The organism is Thermus neutrinimicus, assembly GCF_022760955.1.
GTDB classification, from domain to species: Bacteria; Deinococcota; Deinococci; order Deinococcales; family Thermaceae; genus Thermus; species Thermus neutrinimicus.
Window position 1 is genome coordinate 78243 of the sequence record NZ_JAKTNU010000003.1, and the last position, 15614, is coordinate 93856.

The 15614-nt window shown below is 64.7% G+C and carries 15 protein-coding genes and 2 tRNA genes; 8 read left to right on the top strand and 9 right to left on the bottom strand.

Features of this window, described 5'->3' with window-relative positions; genetic code table 11:
- Positions 1–3 precede the first annotated feature (3 nt).
- Together L0C59_RS03635 and L0C59_RS03640 are read left to right on the top strand one after the other, a co-directional pair.
- Complete coding sequence (locus L0C59_RS03635) at positions 4–792, top strand: NADH-quinone oxidoreductase subunit B family protein (RefSeq protein ID WP_243089859.1); 789 nt, start codon at positions 4–6, stop codon at positions 790–792.
- Positions 793–801: 9 nt separating this feature from the next.
- On the top strand, positions 802–1860 hold the full coding sequence (locus tag L0C59_RS03640) for a pyridoxal-phosphate-dependent aminotransferase family protein (protein ID WP_243089860.1): 1059 nt from the start codon (positions 802–804) through the stop codon (positions 1858–1860).
- Here L0C59_RS03640 and L0C59_RS03645 read toward each other — a convergent pair.
- The 8 genes from L0C59_RS03645 to carB are packed head-to-tail and all read right to left on the bottom strand — an operon-like array spanning position 1823 to position 10319.
- Entirely contained in the window at positions 1823–2413 is a 591-nt protein-coding gene (locus L0C59_RS03645; protein WP_243089861.1) for a TIGR01440 family protein, read from the bottom strand. The genes L0C59_RS03640 and L0C59_RS03645 overlap by 38 nt on opposite strands.
- A 34-nt stretch (positions 2414–2447) precedes the next feature.
- Entirely contained in the window at positions 2448–3296 is an 849-nt protein-coding gene (gene mqnP / locus L0C59_RS03650; protein ID WP_243089862.1) for a menaquinone biosynthesis prenyltransferase MqnP, read from the bottom strand.
- Between the two features lie 4 nt (positions 3297–3300).
- Positions 3301–3666 (bottom strand): aspartate 1-decarboxylase, encoded by a 366-nt coding sequence (gene panD / locus L0C59_RS03655; RefSeq protein WP_243089917.1) that lies wholly within the window; start codon positions 3664–3666, stop codon positions 3301–3303.
- A gap of 23 nt (positions 3667–3689) precedes the next feature.
- A complete protein-coding gene (locus L0C59_RS03660) occupies positions 3690–5240 on the bottom strand; it encodes an Rqc2 family fibronectin-binding protein (protein WP_243089863.1) in 1551 nt (516 codons plus the stop codon).
- Positions 5225–5989: a tRNA (adenine-N1)-methyltransferase gene (locus L0C59_RS03665; RefSeq protein WP_243089864.1), complete on the bottom strand. Its 765-nt coding sequence runs from the start codon at positions 5987–5989 to the stop codon at positions 5225–5227. The genes L0C59_RS03660 and L0C59_RS03665 overlap by 16 nt, the downstream gene beginning before the upstream one ends.
- Positions 5990–5999: 10 nt before the next feature.
- The gene (locus L0C59_RS03670) at positions 6000–6851 is read right to left on the bottom strand and encodes a DsbA family protein (protein WP_243089865.1); all 852 of its coding nucleotides are present in this window, start codon (positions 6849–6851) and stop codon (positions 6000–6002) included.
- A complete protein-coding gene (locus L0C59_RS03675) occupies positions 6848–7177 on the bottom strand; it encodes a cyclic-di-AMP receptor (protein ID WP_243089866.1) in 330 nt (109 codons plus the stop codon). Before L0C59_RS03675 ends, L0C59_RS03670 begins: the two co-directional genes overlap by 4 nt.
- Positions 7178–7211: 34 nt before the next feature.
- A complete protein-coding gene (gene carB, locus L0C59_RS03680) occupies positions 7212–10319 on the bottom strand; it encodes a carbamoyl-phosphate synthase large subunit (RefSeq protein ID WP_243089867.1) in 3108 nt (1035 codons plus the stop codon).
- Between the two features lie 135 nt (positions 10320–10454).
- On the opposite strand from carB, the gene L0C59_RS03685 reads away from it, so the two are divergent.
- The 6 genes from L0C59_RS03685 to clpX all read left to right on the top strand — a co-directional run bounded on the left by L0C59_RS03685 (position 10455) and on the right by clpX (position 14057).
- Positions 10455–10739, top strand: coding sequence for a rhodanese-like domain-containing protein (locus L0C59_RS03685; protein ID WP_243089868.1), 285 nt, complete (start codon positions 10455–10457; stop codon positions 10737–10739).
- A 28-nt stretch (positions 10740–10767) separates the two neighbouring features.
- A tRNA-His gene (locus tag L0C59_RS03690) sits at positions 10768–10844 on the top strand.
- A gap of 53 nt (positions 10845–10897) precedes the next feature.
- A tRNA-Leu gene (locus L0C59_RS03695) sits at positions 10898–10982 on the top strand.
- A gap of 34 nt (positions 10983–11016) precedes the next feature.
- A complete protein-coding gene (gene tig, locus L0C59_RS03700; protein WP_243089869.1) occupies positions 11017–12231 on the top strand; it encodes a trigger factor in 1215 nt (404 codons plus the stop codon).
- Positions 12232–12292: 61 nt separating this feature from the next.
- On the top strand, positions 12293–12877 hold the full coding sequence (gene clpP, locus L0C59_RS03705) for an ATP-dependent Clp endopeptidase proteolytic subunit ClpP (protein WP_243089870.1): 585 nt from the start codon (positions 12293–12295) through the stop codon (positions 12875–12877).
- Positions 12864–14057: an ATP-dependent Clp protease ATP-binding subunit ClpX gene (gene clpX, locus L0C59_RS03710; protein WP_243089871.1), complete on the top strand. Its 1194-nt coding sequence runs from the start codon at positions 12864–12866 to the stop codon at positions 14055–14057. Before clpP ends, clpX begins: the two co-directional genes overlap by 14 nt.
- Positions 14058–14061: 4 nt before the next feature.
- On the opposite strand, the gene L0C59_RS03715 is transcribed toward clpX, so the two are convergent.
- A complete protein-coding gene (locus tag L0C59_RS03715) occupies positions 14062–15585 on the bottom strand; it encodes a nicotinate phosphoribosyltransferase (RefSeq protein ID WP_243089872.1) in 1524 nt (507 codons plus the stop codon).
- Positions 15586–15614 lie beyond the last annotated feature (29 nt).

Below are 15614 nucleotides of genomic sequence, written 5' to 3' on the forward strand. Positions count from 1 at the left end.
GCCATGAGCTTGCTGTACACGCTTAAGGTGGGAAATTTGGCCCGCAAGCTGGAGGATATCCTTAAAGTTCCCCAGCACGCTTTCGGCTACCCTTTGCTGAAGCCGGAGGGCTTGACCCCGGGGGTTCGAGAGGGGCTAATGCGACTTTGCCCGAGCGGGGCTTTTGCGGAGGCAGAAGGGATTTTCAGCCTGGACCTCGCCCGGTGCGTGGGGTGTGGGCGGTGCGCCTTGGCGTACCCTCTAGGGGTGGGGGAGATGAGGTCCCTCGAGGTGGCCGTAACCCGCAAGGAGGACCTGGTTCAGCAGGTCGATCTAGAAAGGGGAGGGTTTTTGGACCCAGGCCCTGCCCCCGCTCCCCGGCGAGAGCTTCGCTTACCCACCCTAGCCTTTCGCGAGGTGAGCGCCGGGGACACGGGCCTTACCGATTCGGAGATTGCCCTTCTTAACAACCCATTTAACGACATGGGCCGCTTTGGGTTCCAGGTGGTGGCTTCGCCCCGGCACGCCGACGCTCTTCTGGTCACGGGTCCGGTGAGCCGCAACATGGCCGAGGCCCTAAGGCGCACTTACGAGGCCATGCCAGAGCCGAAAGGGGTGGTAGCGGTGGGCAACGAGGCCATCTCGGGTGGGGTGTTTGCAGGAAGTTCCCAGGTTTTGGCCGGCGTGGACAAGGTGGTGCCTGTGGACGTGTACGTGCCTGGGGATCCACCAAGGCCCGGAGCCATCCTCCACGCCTTGATGCTTTTGGTGGGCCGCATGACCCAGCGGCTGGTAGGGGGGGTTTTGCGTTAAGCTCTTGCCATGGACTGGCTCCTCACCCCGGGTCCTGTGCGGCTTCATCCCAAGGCGCTGGAAGCCCTTTCCCATCCGCAGCTTCACCATCGGACCGAGCCCGCCAAGGCGCTTTTCCTCAAGGCCCGAGGCCTTCTTCGGGAAGCCTTCCGCACACAAGGCGAGGTCCTCATCCTCACGGGAAGCGGCACCCTGGCCATGGAAGCCTTGGTGTGGAATCTCTTCTCCCCTGGGGAAAGGGTGTTGGTACCGGTCTACGGCAAGTTTTCCGAGCGCTTCGCCGAGATTGCGGAAAGCGCGGGCCTCCAGGTGGACCGGCTGGAGCTTCCCTACGGGGAGGTGCCAAGCCCGGACCAGGTGGCCAGGCCCGGTTACCATGGGTTGCTTTTGGTTCACTCGGAGACCTCCACGGGGGCCATGGTGGATCTTCCCAGCCTGGCGCGGGCCTTCAAGGAGGTAAACCCCGGGGGGCTGGTGGGAGCCGACATGGTGACGAGCCTTTTGGTGCGGGAGGTGGCCCTCGAGGCCTGGGGTGTGGACGCCGCCGTTTCCGGTAGCCAAAAGGGGCTCATGTGCCCCCCGGGGCTGGGCTTCGTGGCCCTAAGCCCCGGAGCCCTGGAACGCCTGCGGCCCCGAGGCTACTACCTGAACCTTTCCCGGGAGCTCAAGGCCCAGCGGGAAGGGGAAAGCGCCTGGACCCCGGCCATCAACCTGGTGGGGGCGGTGGCGGCGGTGCTGGAGGAGGTGTTGCCCAAGCTTCCCCAACACCTGGCCCTCAAGGCCTGGCAGAACGACCTTCTGTATCGGGTGGGAGCGGAGCTTTGGCTAGGTCCTGTGCCCAAGGTCCCAAGTCCGGCGGTGGCGGCCTTTTACCTGCCCGAGGGGGTTTCCTACCGGGCGGTGAAGGAGGCCTTTGCCCGCAGGCAGGCGGTGATCGCCGGGGGTCAGGGGCCTTTGAAGGGCAGGGTGTTCCGGCTTTCCCTCATGGGTTATTACGACCGCTACGAGGCCCTGGGGGTGGCGGCCCTTTTCAGGGAAGCTTTTGCCGATATTCTTCCAGCCTCCTGAGCATCTCTTCCCGGGTGTAGACTGCCCTGGCCCCGCCCACCAGTTTGGGGCGGGTCTTGGCGGCGATGAGCACCGCCTCGCCGATCCTGCGTAGGGAAAGCCTAAGGGGCACGGCCACGGGGCGCAGGTGCATGCCGATGAGAACCCCCCCGATGTCCATTCCCCCATGGGCCTGGGCCCTCAAGGACTCCACCATCACGGGGTCCTGGAAGCGGAGGAAGGCGGCCGTGGCCAGGCTTCCTCCCGCCTTGGGATGGGGGAAGACGCTGACCTCCTCCAGGCCGTAGGTAAGGGCTGCTTCCCTTTCCACCACCAGGGCCCGGTTCAGGTGCTCGCACCCCTGGACGGCCACCCATATCCCCCGTTCCAGTAGAGGGGGCAGAAGCCCCTCGAGGAGGGACTCGGCCACCTCGAGGCTGGGTTTCGTTCCCACCTTCTCCCCCAGGACCTCACTGGTGGAGCCCCCCAGGACGAAGAGGCTTCCCCTGGGCATGGGGAAGAGGTCCAAGAATTCCAAAATGGCCCCCTCTGCTGCCTTGCGGATACCTTCCATGCTAGGCCTCCACCTACATTCTAGACCCCAGGCCTTAGAGCCAGAGATCCAACACGATGGCGAGAAACATCCCCAGGCTCACCCCCACGTTGGCCTGGAAGAAGGCCAGGTCCACCCGGCCTAGGTCCTCGGGGCTCACCAGCTGGTGTTCGTAAAGGAGAAGCCCTCCCACCAAGACGAGGCCAAGGAAGTAGGGGCTTCCAGCCCCATAGCTGAGCCCGGCCAGGAGGAAGGCCATCCAGGCCAAAAGGTGGGTGCCCCGGGCTATCCAAAGGGCCTGGGGGATGCCAAAGCGGGCTGGGATGCTCTTGATCCCATGGGCGCGGTCAAAGGTGTAGTCCTGCGTGGCGTAGAGGATGTCGAACCCAGCGATCCAAAGCCCTACGGCTGCCCAGAGCCAGTAGGCGGTGGGGTGGAAGCTCCCGGTGACGGCGATCCAGCCACCTGCGGCGGCAGCCCCGATGGTGAGCCCCAGCACGTAGTGGCAAAGCCAGGTGAAGCGCTTGGTGTAGCTGTAGATGGTCAGGAAGAAGACGGCCACCGGAAGAAGATGGGCGGTAAGGGGGTTGAGGGATAGCCCGGCGAGGGTCAAAAGGAGGAGGCCCACCAGGGCCAAAAGGAGGGTTTCCCAGGGCTTGACCAACCCTTTGGGCAGATGCCGGTCCTGGGTCCTAGGGTTCAGGGCATCGATCCGCCAGTCTATGAGGCGGTTTAAGGCCATGGCCATGGTCCGGGCCCCCACCATGGCCAGGGTAACCAGGAGGAAGGTGCGAAAGCCTGGCCAGCCTCCCGCTGCCAGGAGCATCCCCCCGTAGGCAAAGGGTAGGGCGAAAAGGGTGTGCTCGAAGCGGATTAGCTCCAGATAAAGCCGAAGCCGCCCCATGCCTTCACGCCCCAGTGCTTCCCGAAGAAAACACCTTTAGGATCCGGTTTTTCTCGTCCACCAGGACCACGGTGGGTTTGAGGTTCCGTGCCTCCTCCTCCTCGAAAACCCCGTAGGCCACCAGGATCACCAGGTCCCCAGGGCGCACCAGGTGGGCGGCGGCGCCGTTGACCCCCACCACCCCCGACCCCCTTGCCCCGGGTAGGGCGTAGGTGGTGAGGCGGGCCCCGTTGGTGATATCGTAGATGTCCACCTGCTCGTGGGGCAGAATCCCGGCAGCGTCCAAAAGGTCCTGATCCACGGTGACCGAGCCCACATAGTTTGGGTCCGCGTGGGTCACCGTGGCCCGGTGGATTTTGGCGTGGAACATGACCCTTTTCACAAAGGGGAAGTTTACCCTTCGCCCGCTTCCAGGGGAAGCACCCCTTCCACGAAGAGGGTCTTGGCGTGGGTGTAGAGCACCTGGCCGGGTGCCGCTTTTCTGGGTCGCCACACGTGCTTTTTGCGGGTGTAGTCCACGGGGACCTGGGTTTCCCCCCTGGCCTTGGAATGGTAGGCGGCTAGCCTGGCGGCAAAAAGGAGGTCCTCCAGGGGGGGATTTTTCCCCTCCGCCTTGAGGATCACGTGGCTGCCCGGTACCCCTTGGGCGTGGAACCATAAGTCCTCGGAGTGGGCCATGCGGGTGAGGAGGTCGTTCTCCTTGGCGTTTCTGCCCACCAGGACGGGATAGCCCGAGGGAGAGGTGTACCGTAGGCCAAGCCTTGGCCCTTTCCCCTCCTTAGGTTTTCGGGATAGGTCCAAGAGCTCCTGGAGGTCCGCCTGCTTTATCCGCTCCATTTCCCTTTCCAGGGACCTAAGCTTCTCCTCCGTTTGCGGGATGAGCTCTAGGGCCCTTTCTGCCAACTCCTCCAGGCGGCGGGCCCGGTGGTAGAGCTTTTGGGCGTTTTCCTGTGGGGGCAGGGTGGGGTCCAGGGGGATCTCCACCGGCTTGCCATCAAACCCCTCCAGGATGGCTTTTTCCGCACCCCGGGGCACGTCCTTGAGCCGGGCCAGGAGGAGATCGGCCATATGCCGCAAGCCTTCCGCTTCCTCCAGGCGCTTTAGGGCCCGGTGGTAGTCGGCAAGCCGGGCCAGAAGGGTCTTTTGCTCTTGCCTTAGAGCCTCGAGAAGGGGTTTCCGCAGGGCCTCTTTCTCTTCCTCCGCCCACTTTTCCCGAAGCTCCCCCGAGAGAACGGTGCCCAGGGAGGGATCTTCCGCAAGCTCCTTTAGCACCCCAAAAACCCGGGTTAGGCTGGCCTCGTCCAAGGGGGTTTCCGGGGTGAGGGAGGTCCTTCTGGCCAGCTCCCGCATGAGTTCCAGCCCTATCCCGTCCACGTAGCGCACCACTTCCTTGAGGGGTTTTCCCAGGAGGACCCGGAGATTTTCCAGGGTAAGGGTCCTGGGGTCCAGCTTCTCGTAAGGGGGCGGGGGCACGTAAGGCAGCCCGGGCTTCACCTGGCGGTAGCGGTTCACCGCCTGGGTGATGGGGCGGTCCACCCCCAGGATCAGGCCTTCCTCATCCAAGAGGATGAGGTTGGCGTTCCGCCCGGTGGCCTCGAGGACCAAGGTGGCGGGTGGGGAGTCCACGAACCCCTTTTCCCCGGCAAAGCGGAGGAGGACCACCCGGTCCAACTTGATCTGCTCTGCCTCCAGCAAGGGGCCCTTTACCCGGGCCTGGAGCTGCCTTTGGAAAGGGGTCTTGGGCTCTCCCACCAGGGTTCCCTCCTCCAGGGCCAGGCTGGGGGAGGGGGGGCGGTAGCGGGCCACCAGGTTGAAGATGCGGCCCGACTGCCCCTTGAGGAGGACTGCCAGGCTTCCCTCCTCGGGGAAGGCCAGGCCCAGGTTCAGGGCGGGAAGCTCCCTCCTTAGCCCCCGCAGGAAGGCATGGATCAGGAGACCTTCCATTTCCTAAGGACCACCAGAAAGGCAGTATGCCCCACCTGCTGGAAGCGGGGGTGGGCCACGGGAAGCTGGATATCCCACTCCCGCCAGGCTACCTCCAAGACCCGCTCCAGCCGAAGGGGTATCCCCTCTGTCCTTTGTACCAGCTCCACCACCTGGGTGATGTTGGGGAGGTAGGCCACCAGAAAACGATCGGGCATAAGAGCCTCGGTAGCCTTGGCCAGGACCTTCCAGGGTTCCATGAGGTCCAGGGCCACCCCGTGAAAGCTTTCCGGCTCCAGGGAGGCTTCCTCCAGGCTACCCAGGTGGAAGCGCACGTTTTCCACCTGCCAGAAGGCCTTCACGTTGGCTTCCGCCTGGGCCAGGTGTTGGGGCCGTTTCTCGTAGCTTTCCACAAGCCCCATGGGCCCCACCGCCCGGGCCAGGAAGAGGGTGAGCCCCCCGGAGCCCGTGCCCGCCTCGAGGACCCGCATCCCCGGGGCCAGGTCCAAGAGGGTCACCATGGCGCTGGCGTCCTTGGGGTAGGTGGGGGTGGCGCTTCGCCGCATGTGGAGGAGGTACTCCTCCAGGGTGGGCCGGTGGACGGAGAGTTCCTCCCCCAGGTGGGTCCGCACCTTGCCCCCTGGGCCAGCCTTGCGGATTTCCTCGTGAGGTACGGTGCCCCGGTGGTGGTGGAAGACGCCGCCCTCCTTTAGGCGGATGAGAAAGGCTCGGCCTTTGGCGTCCCTTAGAAGGAAGAGCTCACCTCCCATCCCGACCACTTTAGCGGGCCAAGGCCAGATAGTCCAGAAGCCTTTCCAGGTCAAAGGGATTGGGAACCCGGTAGGGGCCCGCAAACAAAGAGGGGGTTCCCCGCAGGCCCAGGCGCAGGGCCAGGGCCCTTTCGGCCTCCACCCTCGAGGCCACATGGGGGTCCTTGAGGCAGGTGGCAAAGGCCTTCAGGTCCAGGGAAAGGACGCGGGCCAGGCCCAGATAGTCTCCAAGCCGGCCCCCCATCAGGAGGTCGTGGTAGGGCCAGAAGCTCCCTTGGGCCCCGGCGCACTCCGCGGCTATGGCCGCGGGTAGGGCCTCGGGGTGGATTTCCTTGAGGGGGAAGTGCCGGTAGCTGAGCCGTAGTTCCCCCTTAAGGGCCCGGGGCTTCAGCTGGGGAAGCACCTCACGGGCCAGGCGTTGGCAGAAGGGGCATTGGAAGTCGGAGAAAATGCGAAGCCAAGGGCCCTTATCCCCCAGTACCCATCGGTCCTGGCCCCAGGCGGTTTCGGGTACCTCATTAGGGCGGATGCGGGCCTGTATGGGCTCGGTTAAGGCCAGGTCCAGAAGGAAGGCCTCTTCCAAGCGGAGGCTTAACCGCTGCCCCTTTAGGCTGCCCCCGTTCTTGGCCAGCCATTCCTTCAAGGGGGCTCCAAAGGCCATGCCGGTGGCCCGGTCCACCATCTGGGCCAGGAAGCTGGGCTCCAGGGGTCCCGTGTAGGCCACGGCAAGAAGACGGCCGTTCCTCTGTTCCAGCCTCACCTCACCTCCGGGAGGAGGGGTTAGGACCTGGCCGAGCCCCTCCAGGGGCTTGCCAATCTGGGCCAGGGCTGAGCCAAGGAGGAAGAGAGCCCAAGCCCTCATACCTTGAAGAAGCCCTCCACCGGCAGGACAAAGACCACAGCCCCGCCCACCTGCACCTCCACCGGCTGGGCCAGGAACGGATCGGGGGCCTCGGAGAGGGGAAAGCCCCGGGTGACCAGGCGGGTGCGGGTGCGGCATTTTTCCTGGATCAGCTCCAGAACTTCTTGGACCCTTTCGTCCCCCACCCCGATCAGTAAGGTGGTGTTCCCCTCCCGCAGGAAGCCGCCAGTGGAGGCCAGCTTGGTGGACTGCAAGCCCCGCTCCAGAAGGGCTTTGGTGAGCCCGGGGGCATCGGTATCCTGCACGATGGCCACGATGAGCTTCATTGGCCTCCATTGTACACCCTTGGGCCCTATGCCCTCAGGCCTTCTGCAGGATGCCGTGCCATTCCTGGAGGCTCTTCACCTCCAGGCCCTTTTCCCGGGCCCTCAGGATGGCCTTTAAGCTCCACCAGGCACCCTCCAGGGTGGTGATGAAGGGAAGGCCCTTTTCCACCGCCCGCCTCAGCTCGGGGTGGGTGACAGGGCTGATGAGGAGGTCATACTCCCCCTCGGAGGGGATGAAGCCCGCCTCCAGGTAGGCTTGGCGGAGCGCTTCCAAGCGGACGGCCTCCCCTTCGGGAAGCCCTTCTTGGATGAAGCGCACCCGTCCCTCTAGGGGAAGCCTTTGGCCCGCGCCCAGCTGCGCCTTGTAGTAGGCCAGGTAAGGGTCCTGGTCCAGGCCCATGCTTTCCCCAGTGGAGCGCATCTCCGGACCCAAAACCGGGATGACCCCGGGAAACTTAAGCCAGGGGATGACCACCTCCTTCACCGCGTGGTAGGGGGGTATGGGGTCCAGGTCCCGGATCCCCAGGTCCCTAAGGGTTTTCCCCACAGCGATGAGGGCAGCCAGCTTGGCCAGGGGCACGCCGATGGCCTTGGAGACAAAGGGGATGGTGCGGCTTGCCCGAGGGTTGGCCTCGAGGATGTACACCTCCTCCCCCAAGACGGCATACTGCACGTTCAGAAGTCCCTTAACCCCCAGGGCCAGGGCCAGCTTTCGGGTGTAGACCCTCACCTTTTCCAAGGCACTGGGGGAAAGGTGCACCGGGGGCAACACCGTGGCGGAGTCCCCGGAGTGCACCCCAGCCCGCTCCACGTGCTCCATCACCCCGGCGATCATCACCTCCTCCCCGTCGGAAAGGGCGTCCACGTCCAGCTCCAAGGCCCCTTCCAGGTAACGGTCCAGGAGGATGGAGGGCTTGTCCTGGAGGGGTTCGTAGACCTCCTCCAGGTAGCGCCCCAGTTCCTCAGGGCTGTGGAGCACCCGCATGGCCCTGCCCCCCAGCACGTAGCTGGGCCGCGCCAGGAGGGGGTAGCCCACCTCCTCAGCGAGTCGCACGGCCTCCTCAGGGGTGGCCGCCACCCGGCCCTCGGGCTGGGGGATCCCGAGCTCCCGGCAGATCCGGTGGAACTCGTGGCGGTCCTCCGCCTTGTGGATGGCGGCGAAGGGGGTGCCGAGGAGCTTTACCCCGGCCTCCTCCAGGCCCTTGGCCAGCTTCAAGGGGGTCTGGCCACCCAAGGTAGCGATGACCCCTATGGGTTTTTCGTGCTCCACCAGGTTCAGGACGTCCTCGAGGGTCAAGGGTTCAAAGTAGAGGCGGTCCGCGGTGTCGTAATCGGTGGACACCGTTTCGGGGTTGGAGTTCACCATGATGGTCTCGTACCCTGCCTCCCTTAGGGCCCAGACCGCATGCACCGTGGCGTAGTCGAACTCCACTCCCTGGCCGATCCTTATGGGCCCTGAGCCCAGGATCACCACCTTGGGTTTACTGGAGGGCCAGACCTCGTCCTCCACCTCGTAGGTGGAGTAGTGGTAGGGGGTATAGGCCTCAAACTCCGCGGCGCAGGTGTCCACGGTCTTGTACACGGGCACCACCCCCAGGGCCTTCCGCTCCAGGCGGACCTCCTTTTCCCCCTTGCCCAGGAGCTCGCCCATGCGGGCATCGGTGAGGCCCAAACCCTTGTAGAAGCGCCAGTCCTCCCGGTCCTTGGGGGGGTGGGATTGGAGCCACGCCTCGGCCTGGACAATTTCCTGTATTTGGTACAGAAACCATGGGTCAATGCGGGTGGCTCCGTAAAGGTCCTCTATGGGCATCCCCCGCCGCAGGAGCTCCATGACCGCATAGATGCGGTCGGGGTTGGGGTAGAGCTTCTTCTCTAGGTCTTCCGTGCGCACCTGGGCCAGGGCCCTCACGTCCCGCTCCAGGCCCCTAAGGGCCTTCATCAAGGCCTCCTTGAAGGTGCGGCCGATGGCCATCACCTCCCCCACGGACTTCATCTGGGTGCCGAGTTCGTCCCTCAGCTCCCCCAGGGTGTTGGGGAGGTCTTTGAACTTCTCAAAGGCGAAGCGGGGGAGTTTCACCACCACGTAGTCGATGGTGGGCTCAAAGGAGGCTGGGGTTTTGCGGGTGATGTCGTTGGGAAGCTCGTCCAAGCGGTAGCCCACCGCCAAAAGGGCCGCGATCTTGGCGATGGGGAAGCCCGTGGCCTTGGAGGCGAGGGCGCTGGAACGGGAGACCCGGGGGTTCATCTCGATGACCACCTGGCGGCCCGTCTTGGGGTCCACGGCGAACTGGATGTTGGAGCCCCCGGTGTCCACCCCGATCTCCCGGATCACCGCCTTGGCGGCATCCCGCATCCTTTGGTACTCCGTGTCGGAAAGGGTTTGGGCGGGAGCCACGGTGATGGAGTCCCCGGTGTGGACTCCCATGGGATCCACGTTTTCGATGCTGGTGATGATGACCACCGTGTCCGCGTGGTCCCGCATCACCTCCAGCTCAAACTCCTTCCACCCCAAAACCGATTCCTCCACCAAGGCGGTGTGCACCGGGGAAAGAAGGAGGCCTCGCCCCAGGACCTCCCTTAGTTCGGCCTCGTCTCGGGCGATGCCGCCCCCGGTGCCCCCCAGGGTAAAGGAGGGACGGACCACCACGGGATAGCCCACCTGGCGGGCGAAGTGGAGGCCCTCCTCCACGCTGGACACCATCTGCCCTCGAGGCACCTCAAGGCCGATCCTGCGCATGGCCCTTTGGAATTCCTCCCGGTCCTCCCCCTTTTTTATGGCCGCGGCCTTGGCCCCGATGAGCTCCACCCCATAGCGGGCAAGCACCCCTTCCTCGTGGAGGGCCATGGAGAGGTTCAAGGCCGTCTGCCCCCCCAAGGTGGGCAGAAGGGCGTCCGGGCGCTCCTTGGCCAGCACCTTTTCCAGGGACTCCAGGGTGAGGGGTTCCAGGTAGGTGCGTTCGGCCAGCTCGGGGTCGGTCATGATGGTGGCGGGGTTGGAGTTCACCAGGATGGCCTCGTACCCCGCCCCCCTGAGGGCCTTTACCGCCTGGGTGCCCGAGTAGTCGAACTCCGCAGCCTGGCCGATGGTGATGGGCCCGGAACCGATGATGAGGATTTTCTTGAGGTCTCTTCTCGGCGGCATCGCGTACCCAATGGGCGAGGATAACATACTTGGCCCGGGTTGTCCAAGGAGAAGGCCACCTCTTATGCAAGGTTCCCGGGTTTAGTTGCATAACTTTGCGCAGGGCCCCCCCTTCGGCCTGGTACAATCAAGGGTATGCGCAGGGTCAGACCCGAGGAGCTCCCGGCCCTTCTAGACCAGGGGGTTAAGGTGGTGGACGTCCGTCCCGCGGACAGGCGCCATACCCCCTTGCCCTTTCCCGCGGAGTGGGTGCCTTTGGAGAAAATCCAGGCGGGCGAGCACCGCCTGCCCAAGGTGCCCTTGCTTTTGGTGTGCGAAAAGGGGCTGATCAGCCAGGTGGCGGCCCTGTATCTGGAGGCGGAAGGGTACGAGGCCATGAGCCTGGAGGGCGGGCTACAGGCCTTGACGGGGGGCAGTTAGGCCCTTAGAATGGCGGATGCTGAGCGTGGTGAGCGTAGCTCAGCTGGTTAGAGCACCGGACTGTGGATCCGGGGGTCGTGGGTTCAAGTCCCATCGCTCACCCCAATCCCGCCACCCCGCAAGGGGTGGTATTTTAAAGGGGGGCCTCGCCCTCCCGCGCGAGGATGGCGGAACCGGTAGACGCGCCGGACTTAGGATCCGGTGGGGTAACCCGTGCGGGTTCAAGTCCCGCTCCTCGCACCACCTGGGCGAGGCCCCTTTATTAGCGAGGTGAGGTGTGGCGGAGATCCTGGAGCGTTCGGGCTATCTGGTGAAGGTCCGGGTGGAGGTGCCTAGGGAGAAGGTGGAGGAGAAGTACCAGGCCCTCCTTAGGGACGTGGCCAAGCGGGTAAAGATCCCGGGGTTCCGCCCGGGGAAGGCTCCCTTGAAGGTGGTGGAGGCCCGCATCGGTCGGGAGGAGCTTCTAGCTGACCTCAAGGAGCGCTTGGTGGAGGAAACCTATCCCCAGGCGGTGCAGGAGCTGGGCCTCCTGCCCGTGGCGGCGAGGGTGGTGGAGGAGGAGCTAAGGGAGGAGGAGGGTTTTCGCTACGTGGCCGAGGTGGAGAACTACCCGGAGGTGAAGCTTCCCGACTGGCGGAGCTTCGACCTCCAGGTAGGGCAGGAGGAGGTCACGGAAGAGATGGTGGACAAGGCCTTGGAGGAGCTCCGCCATCGCTATGCCGAGCTGGTGCCTGTGGACCGGGAGGCCCAGGAGAAGGACCACGTTTTCGTGCGCACCGAGGAGGGGGCGGAGTTTCCCATTGACCTTTCCAAGGCCCTCCCTCACGTGCGGGAGGCCCTTTTGGGCAGGCGGGCGGGGGAGGTGGTCATGGTTCCCGTCTTGAACGAGAAGGGGGAGAAGGTGCGGGAGGTGCGCACGGAGATCCTGGAGGTGAAGACCCTCGAGCTTCCCGAGCTGGATGAGGAGTTCGCCAAGACCCTCGAGGCGGAGAGCCTGGAGGAACTGAGGGAAAAGGTGCGCGCGAGCCTAAAGCGCCAAGCGGAGGCCCGCTACCAGGAGGCCCGGGAGCAGGCCTTCTTGGAGAGGTTGGCCGAGGGGCTAGAGGCGGAGATCCCCCCCTCCATGCTGGAGGCGGAGGAGCGCCACCTCCTGGAGCACCTGGCGGAGGACCTGGCCCGGCAGGGGATTCCCCTCGAGGCCTACCTCAAGGCCCTGGAGGAGAAGGGGGAGTTTGAGAAGTTCCGGGAGGAGCTAAGGCAGGAGGCCTCCAAGCGGGTTAAGCGTTCCCTGGCCAAGGAGCGCCTGGCGGAGGAGCTCAAGCCCGAGGTGAGCGAGGAGGAGTGGCAGGCCTACCTGCAGGCGGTGGCCCGCTCCTACGGCGTCTCCGTGCAGGAGCTCAGGCGGGAGTTTGGGGAGAGGGGCCTTGCCCGCCTGAGGGCAGCCTACATCCAGGACAAGGCGGTCAAGGAGGCCTTGGCCAAGCTCCTGTAAGGGTGCCATGGTGGCCCAGGGGGCTTTTCCCCCTGGGCTTGCCGCTACAATGGGGACTGGTATGGTCATACCCTACGTCATAGAGCAGACCGCCCGCGGCGAGCGGGTCTACGACATCTACTCCCGGCTTCTCAAGGATCGCATCATCTTCCTGGGCACCCCCATAGACTCCCAGGTGGCCAACATCATCGTGGCCCAGCTACTTTTCCTGGATGCCCAGAATCCCAATCAGGAGATCCGCCTCTACATCAACTCCCCCGGGGGCGAGGTGGATGCCGGGCTGGCCATCTACGACACCATGCAGTTCGTCCGGGCCCCGGTTTCCACCATCGTGATCGGCATGGCGGCCAGCATGGCCGCGGTGATCCTGGCCGCCGGGGAGAAGGGCCGGCGCTACGCCCTACCCCATTCCAAGGTGATGATCCACCAGCCCTGGGGCGGGGTGCGGGGCACGGCCAGCGACATCGCCATCCAGGCCCAGGAGATCCTGAAGGCCAAAAAGCTTCTGAACGAGATCCTGGCCCGGCACACCGGCCAGCCCCTGGAGAAGGTGGAGAAGGATACCGACCGGGACTACTACCTCTCCGCCCAGGAGGCCTTGGAGTACGGCTTGATCGACCAGGTGGTGACCCGTGAGGAAGCCTAGACCCTACTGCAGCTTTTGCGGCCTGCGCCCTCCGGAAACGGGGCGCCTTTTGGAAAGCCCCATCGCCGAGGTCTACATCTGCGAGGACTGCGTGGAGCGGGCCCAGGAGCTTTTGCGCCAGGAAAAGCGGGGGCCCAAGGGGCCAGCGCGCCTCCCCAAGCCCCAGGAGATCAAGGCCCACCTGGACCAGTACGTGGTGGGGCAGGAGGCGGCCAAGAGGGCTTTAAGCGTGGCCGTGTACAACCACTACAAGCGCCTCCTTCACCCCGAGGCGGAGATCGGCAAGGCCAACATCCTCCTCATCGGGCCCACGGGTACGGGCAAGACCCTCCTGGCCGAAACCCTGGCCCGCTTTTTGGACGTTCCCTTCGCCATCGCCGACGCCACCACCCTGACCGAGGCGGGGTATGTGGGGGAGGACGTGGAGAACGTCATCCTCCGCCTTCTGCAGAACGCCGACTTTGATGTGGAGCGGGCGGAGATGGGCATCGTCTACATCGACGAGATAGACAAGATCGCCCGCAAGTCGGAAAACCCCTCCTTGACCCGGGATGTTTCCGGGGAAGGGGTGCAGCAGGCCCTTTTGAAGATCATCGAGGGGACCATCGCCAACGTGCCTCCTCAGGGAGGCCGCAAACACCCGCACCAGGAGTTCATTCCCGTGAACACCAAGAACATCCTCTTCATCCTGGGCGGGGCCTTTGAGGGGTTGGAGAACATCGTCAAAGCCCGCACCGAGCGCACCACCATCGGCTTCACCCGCACCAAGGCCAAGGAGGAGCCTTGGGAGATCCTTCCCGAGGACCTGGTGAAGTTCGGCATGATCCCCGAGTTCGTGGGGAGGGCTCCCCTCATCGTCCAGCTTCATCCCCTTACGGAAGACGACCTGGTGCGTATCCTCACCGAGCCGAAAAACGCTTTGGTGAGGCAGTACCAGGAACTCATGCGCATGGAGGGGATCGAGCTGCGCTTTACCCAGGCGGCCCTAAAGGAGATCGCCCGCCGGGCCCTCAAACGGGGCACGGGAGCCCGGGGCCTTAGGGCCATCCTGGAGAAGACCATGGTGGACCTCATGTTTGAAGCCCCGGGAAGCGGAATTCGGGAGCTGGTGATCGACCTTCCCCACCTGGACCAGCCCCTGAAGGCCCTCGAGGAGGCCAAACTCCGCCAGGCTTCCTAGGCGGTTATCCCTGGGCCAGTCGGGCCACCAGCTCCTCCTTCAAGGCGAAGAGCCGTTCGCTGAGGGACACGTGGTAGATATGGGGGTTCACCAGGCGCCGCACCCCGGGGTCCAGGCGCTCCACATCCCTTCGCCGCCTCTCCTGCAGCACCTCCAGGGGTAGGGGCGGGAAGAGGCGCTTTCCCCGGTAGGCTTCCTCCAATAGGGGCTCGAGGGTGAACTCCCCAGGACGGAGGGTGCGGCGCTTGGTGGGGTCCGTGGGGTGGCGCAGGCAGAGGGCCTCACCCTCCCGTACCTCCTCATCGTGGGTGGTCAAAAGGTCGGCGGTGGCCAGGCCCCGGCGGTCATATACCCGGTAGACCTTTTTGTGCCCTGGGTTCAGCACCTTTTCCAGGGAATCCGAGATCTTTATGGCTGGGGCCCAGGTGCCGTTTTCCCGAATGGCCACCAGCTTGTAGACCCCTCCCAGGGCCGGATAGCCCCAGGAAACCACCATCCGGGTCCCCACCCCGTAGACCAGGCGCTTAAGGAGGCGGTCCGGATCCACCCCGTAACGGGGGGCCTCCTCCTGGATCTGGCTTTTGATCTGCCAGATGACCAGCTCGTCCAGGTCCCCGGAAAGGACGATGAGGGTGTCGGGGAAGCCTGCCTTATCCAGCTCCTTGGCCACCTGTATGGCCAGGTAGGCCAGGTCCCCGGAGTCTATGCGCACCCCCACGGGTTTGTGCCCCTTGCGGCGCAACCGCTCGAAGACCCGGATGGCGTTGGGAAGACCCGAGCCCAAGGTGTCCACGGTGTCCAAAAGGAGGATGGTGTCGTCGGGGAAGACCTCGGCAAAGGCCTGGAAGGCCTCCTCCTCGGAGTGGCCCAGGGCCAAAAAGGCCTGGACCATGCTGTGGGCGTGGGTGCCTGAGGAGGGAAGCCCGAGGAGGTGGGAAAGGCTCACGGCGCTACTGCGGTTGGCCCCCCCGATGAGGCTTGCCCGGGTGGCGGCCTCCCCTCCCTTGGCGGGGGCGCGGCGGAGGCCGAACTCCAGCACTGCTGCTTCGCCCGCCGCTTCCCTTACCCGGCTCGCCTTGGTGGCGATGAGGGTCTCGTAGTTGATGCGGTTTAAGAGGGCGGTCTCCAGGAGCTGGGCTTGCAGGAGGGGGCCTTCCACGCTGATGAGGGGCACCTGGGGGTGGGCAACCCGGCCCTCGGGAAGGGCCCTAAGGATGAGGCCCTGGAAACCCCCTATTCCCCTTAGGTAGCGCAGGTAGTCCTCCGCGAAAAGGGGTTTTCCGCTCCGGCCCTTCAAGGCGCTGAGGGCGGTGAGCTCCTCCTCGCCAAAGCGGGCTTCCTCCATCCAGGTGAGAAGGGGATCTAGCCCGGCGAAGACGGTGTACCCCGCCTGGTGAGCCCCGTAGTCGGGGTTCTTGCGGTAGAAGGCTTCAAAGAGAGCCTCTTTTTCGTGAAGGCCGAGCCTAAAGTAAACCTGGCCCATGGTGAGCTGGTAAAGGTCCGTGTAGAGGATGCCGAAGGGGTCCATGGGCCTAGCATAGCCCGCCCTTTTTCGCT

Bases quoted from the DNA above. Each gene is read 5' to 3' on its own strand.
- mqnP (WP_243089862.1), bottom strand. From the start codon at position 3,296: ATGGGGCGGCTTCGGCTTTATCTGGAGCTAATCCGCTTCGAGCACACC.
- carB (WP_243089867.1), bottom strand. From the start codon at position 10,319: ATGCCGCCGAGAAGAGACCTCAAGAAAATCCTCATCATCGGTTCCGGG.
- L0C59_RS03675 (WP_243089866.1), bottom strand. From the start codon at position 7,177: ATGAAGCTCATCGTGGCCATCGTGCAGGATACCGATGCCCCCGGGCTC.
- L0C59_RS03645 (WP_243089861.1), bottom strand. From the start codon at position 2,413: ATGGAAGGTATCCGCAAGGCAGCAGAGGGGGCCATTTTGGAATTCTTG.
- clpP (WP_243089870.1), top strand. From the start codon at position 12,293: ATGGTCATACCCTACGTCATAGAGCAGACCGCCCGCGGCGAGCGGGTC.
- L0C59_RS03670 (WP_243089865.1), bottom strand. From the start codon at position 6,851: ATGAGGGCTTGGGCTCTCTTCCTCCTTGGCTCAGCCCTGGCCCAGATT.
- L0C59_RS03640 (WP_243089860.1), top strand. From the start codon at position 802: ATGGACTGGCTCCTCACCCCGGGTCCTGTGCGGCTTCATCCCAAGGCG.
- L0C59_RS03665 (WP_243089864.1), bottom strand. From the start codon at position 5,989: ATGGGAGGTGAGCTCTTCCTTCTAAGGGACGCCAAAGGCCGAGCCTTT.
- L0C59_RS03660 (WP_243089863.1), bottom strand. From the start codon at position 5,240: ATGGAAGGTCTCCTGATCCATGCCTTCCTGCGGGGGCTAAGGAGGGAG.
- L0C59_RS03685 (WP_243089868.1), top strand. From the start codon at position 10,455: ATGCGCAGGGTCAGACCCGAGGAGCTCCCGGCCCTTCTAGACCAGGGG.
- L0C59_RS03715 (WP_243089872.1), bottom strand. From the start codon at position 15,585: ATGGACCCCTTCGGCATCCTCTACACGGACCTTTACCAGCTCACCATG.
- panD (WP_243089917.1), bottom strand. From the start codon at position 3,666: ATGTTCCACGCCAAAATCCACCGGGCCACGGTGACCCACGCGGACCCA.
- L0C59_RS03635 (WP_243089859.1), top strand. From the start codon at position 4: ATGAGCTTGCTGTACACGCTTAAGGTGGGAAATTTGGCCCGCAAGCTG.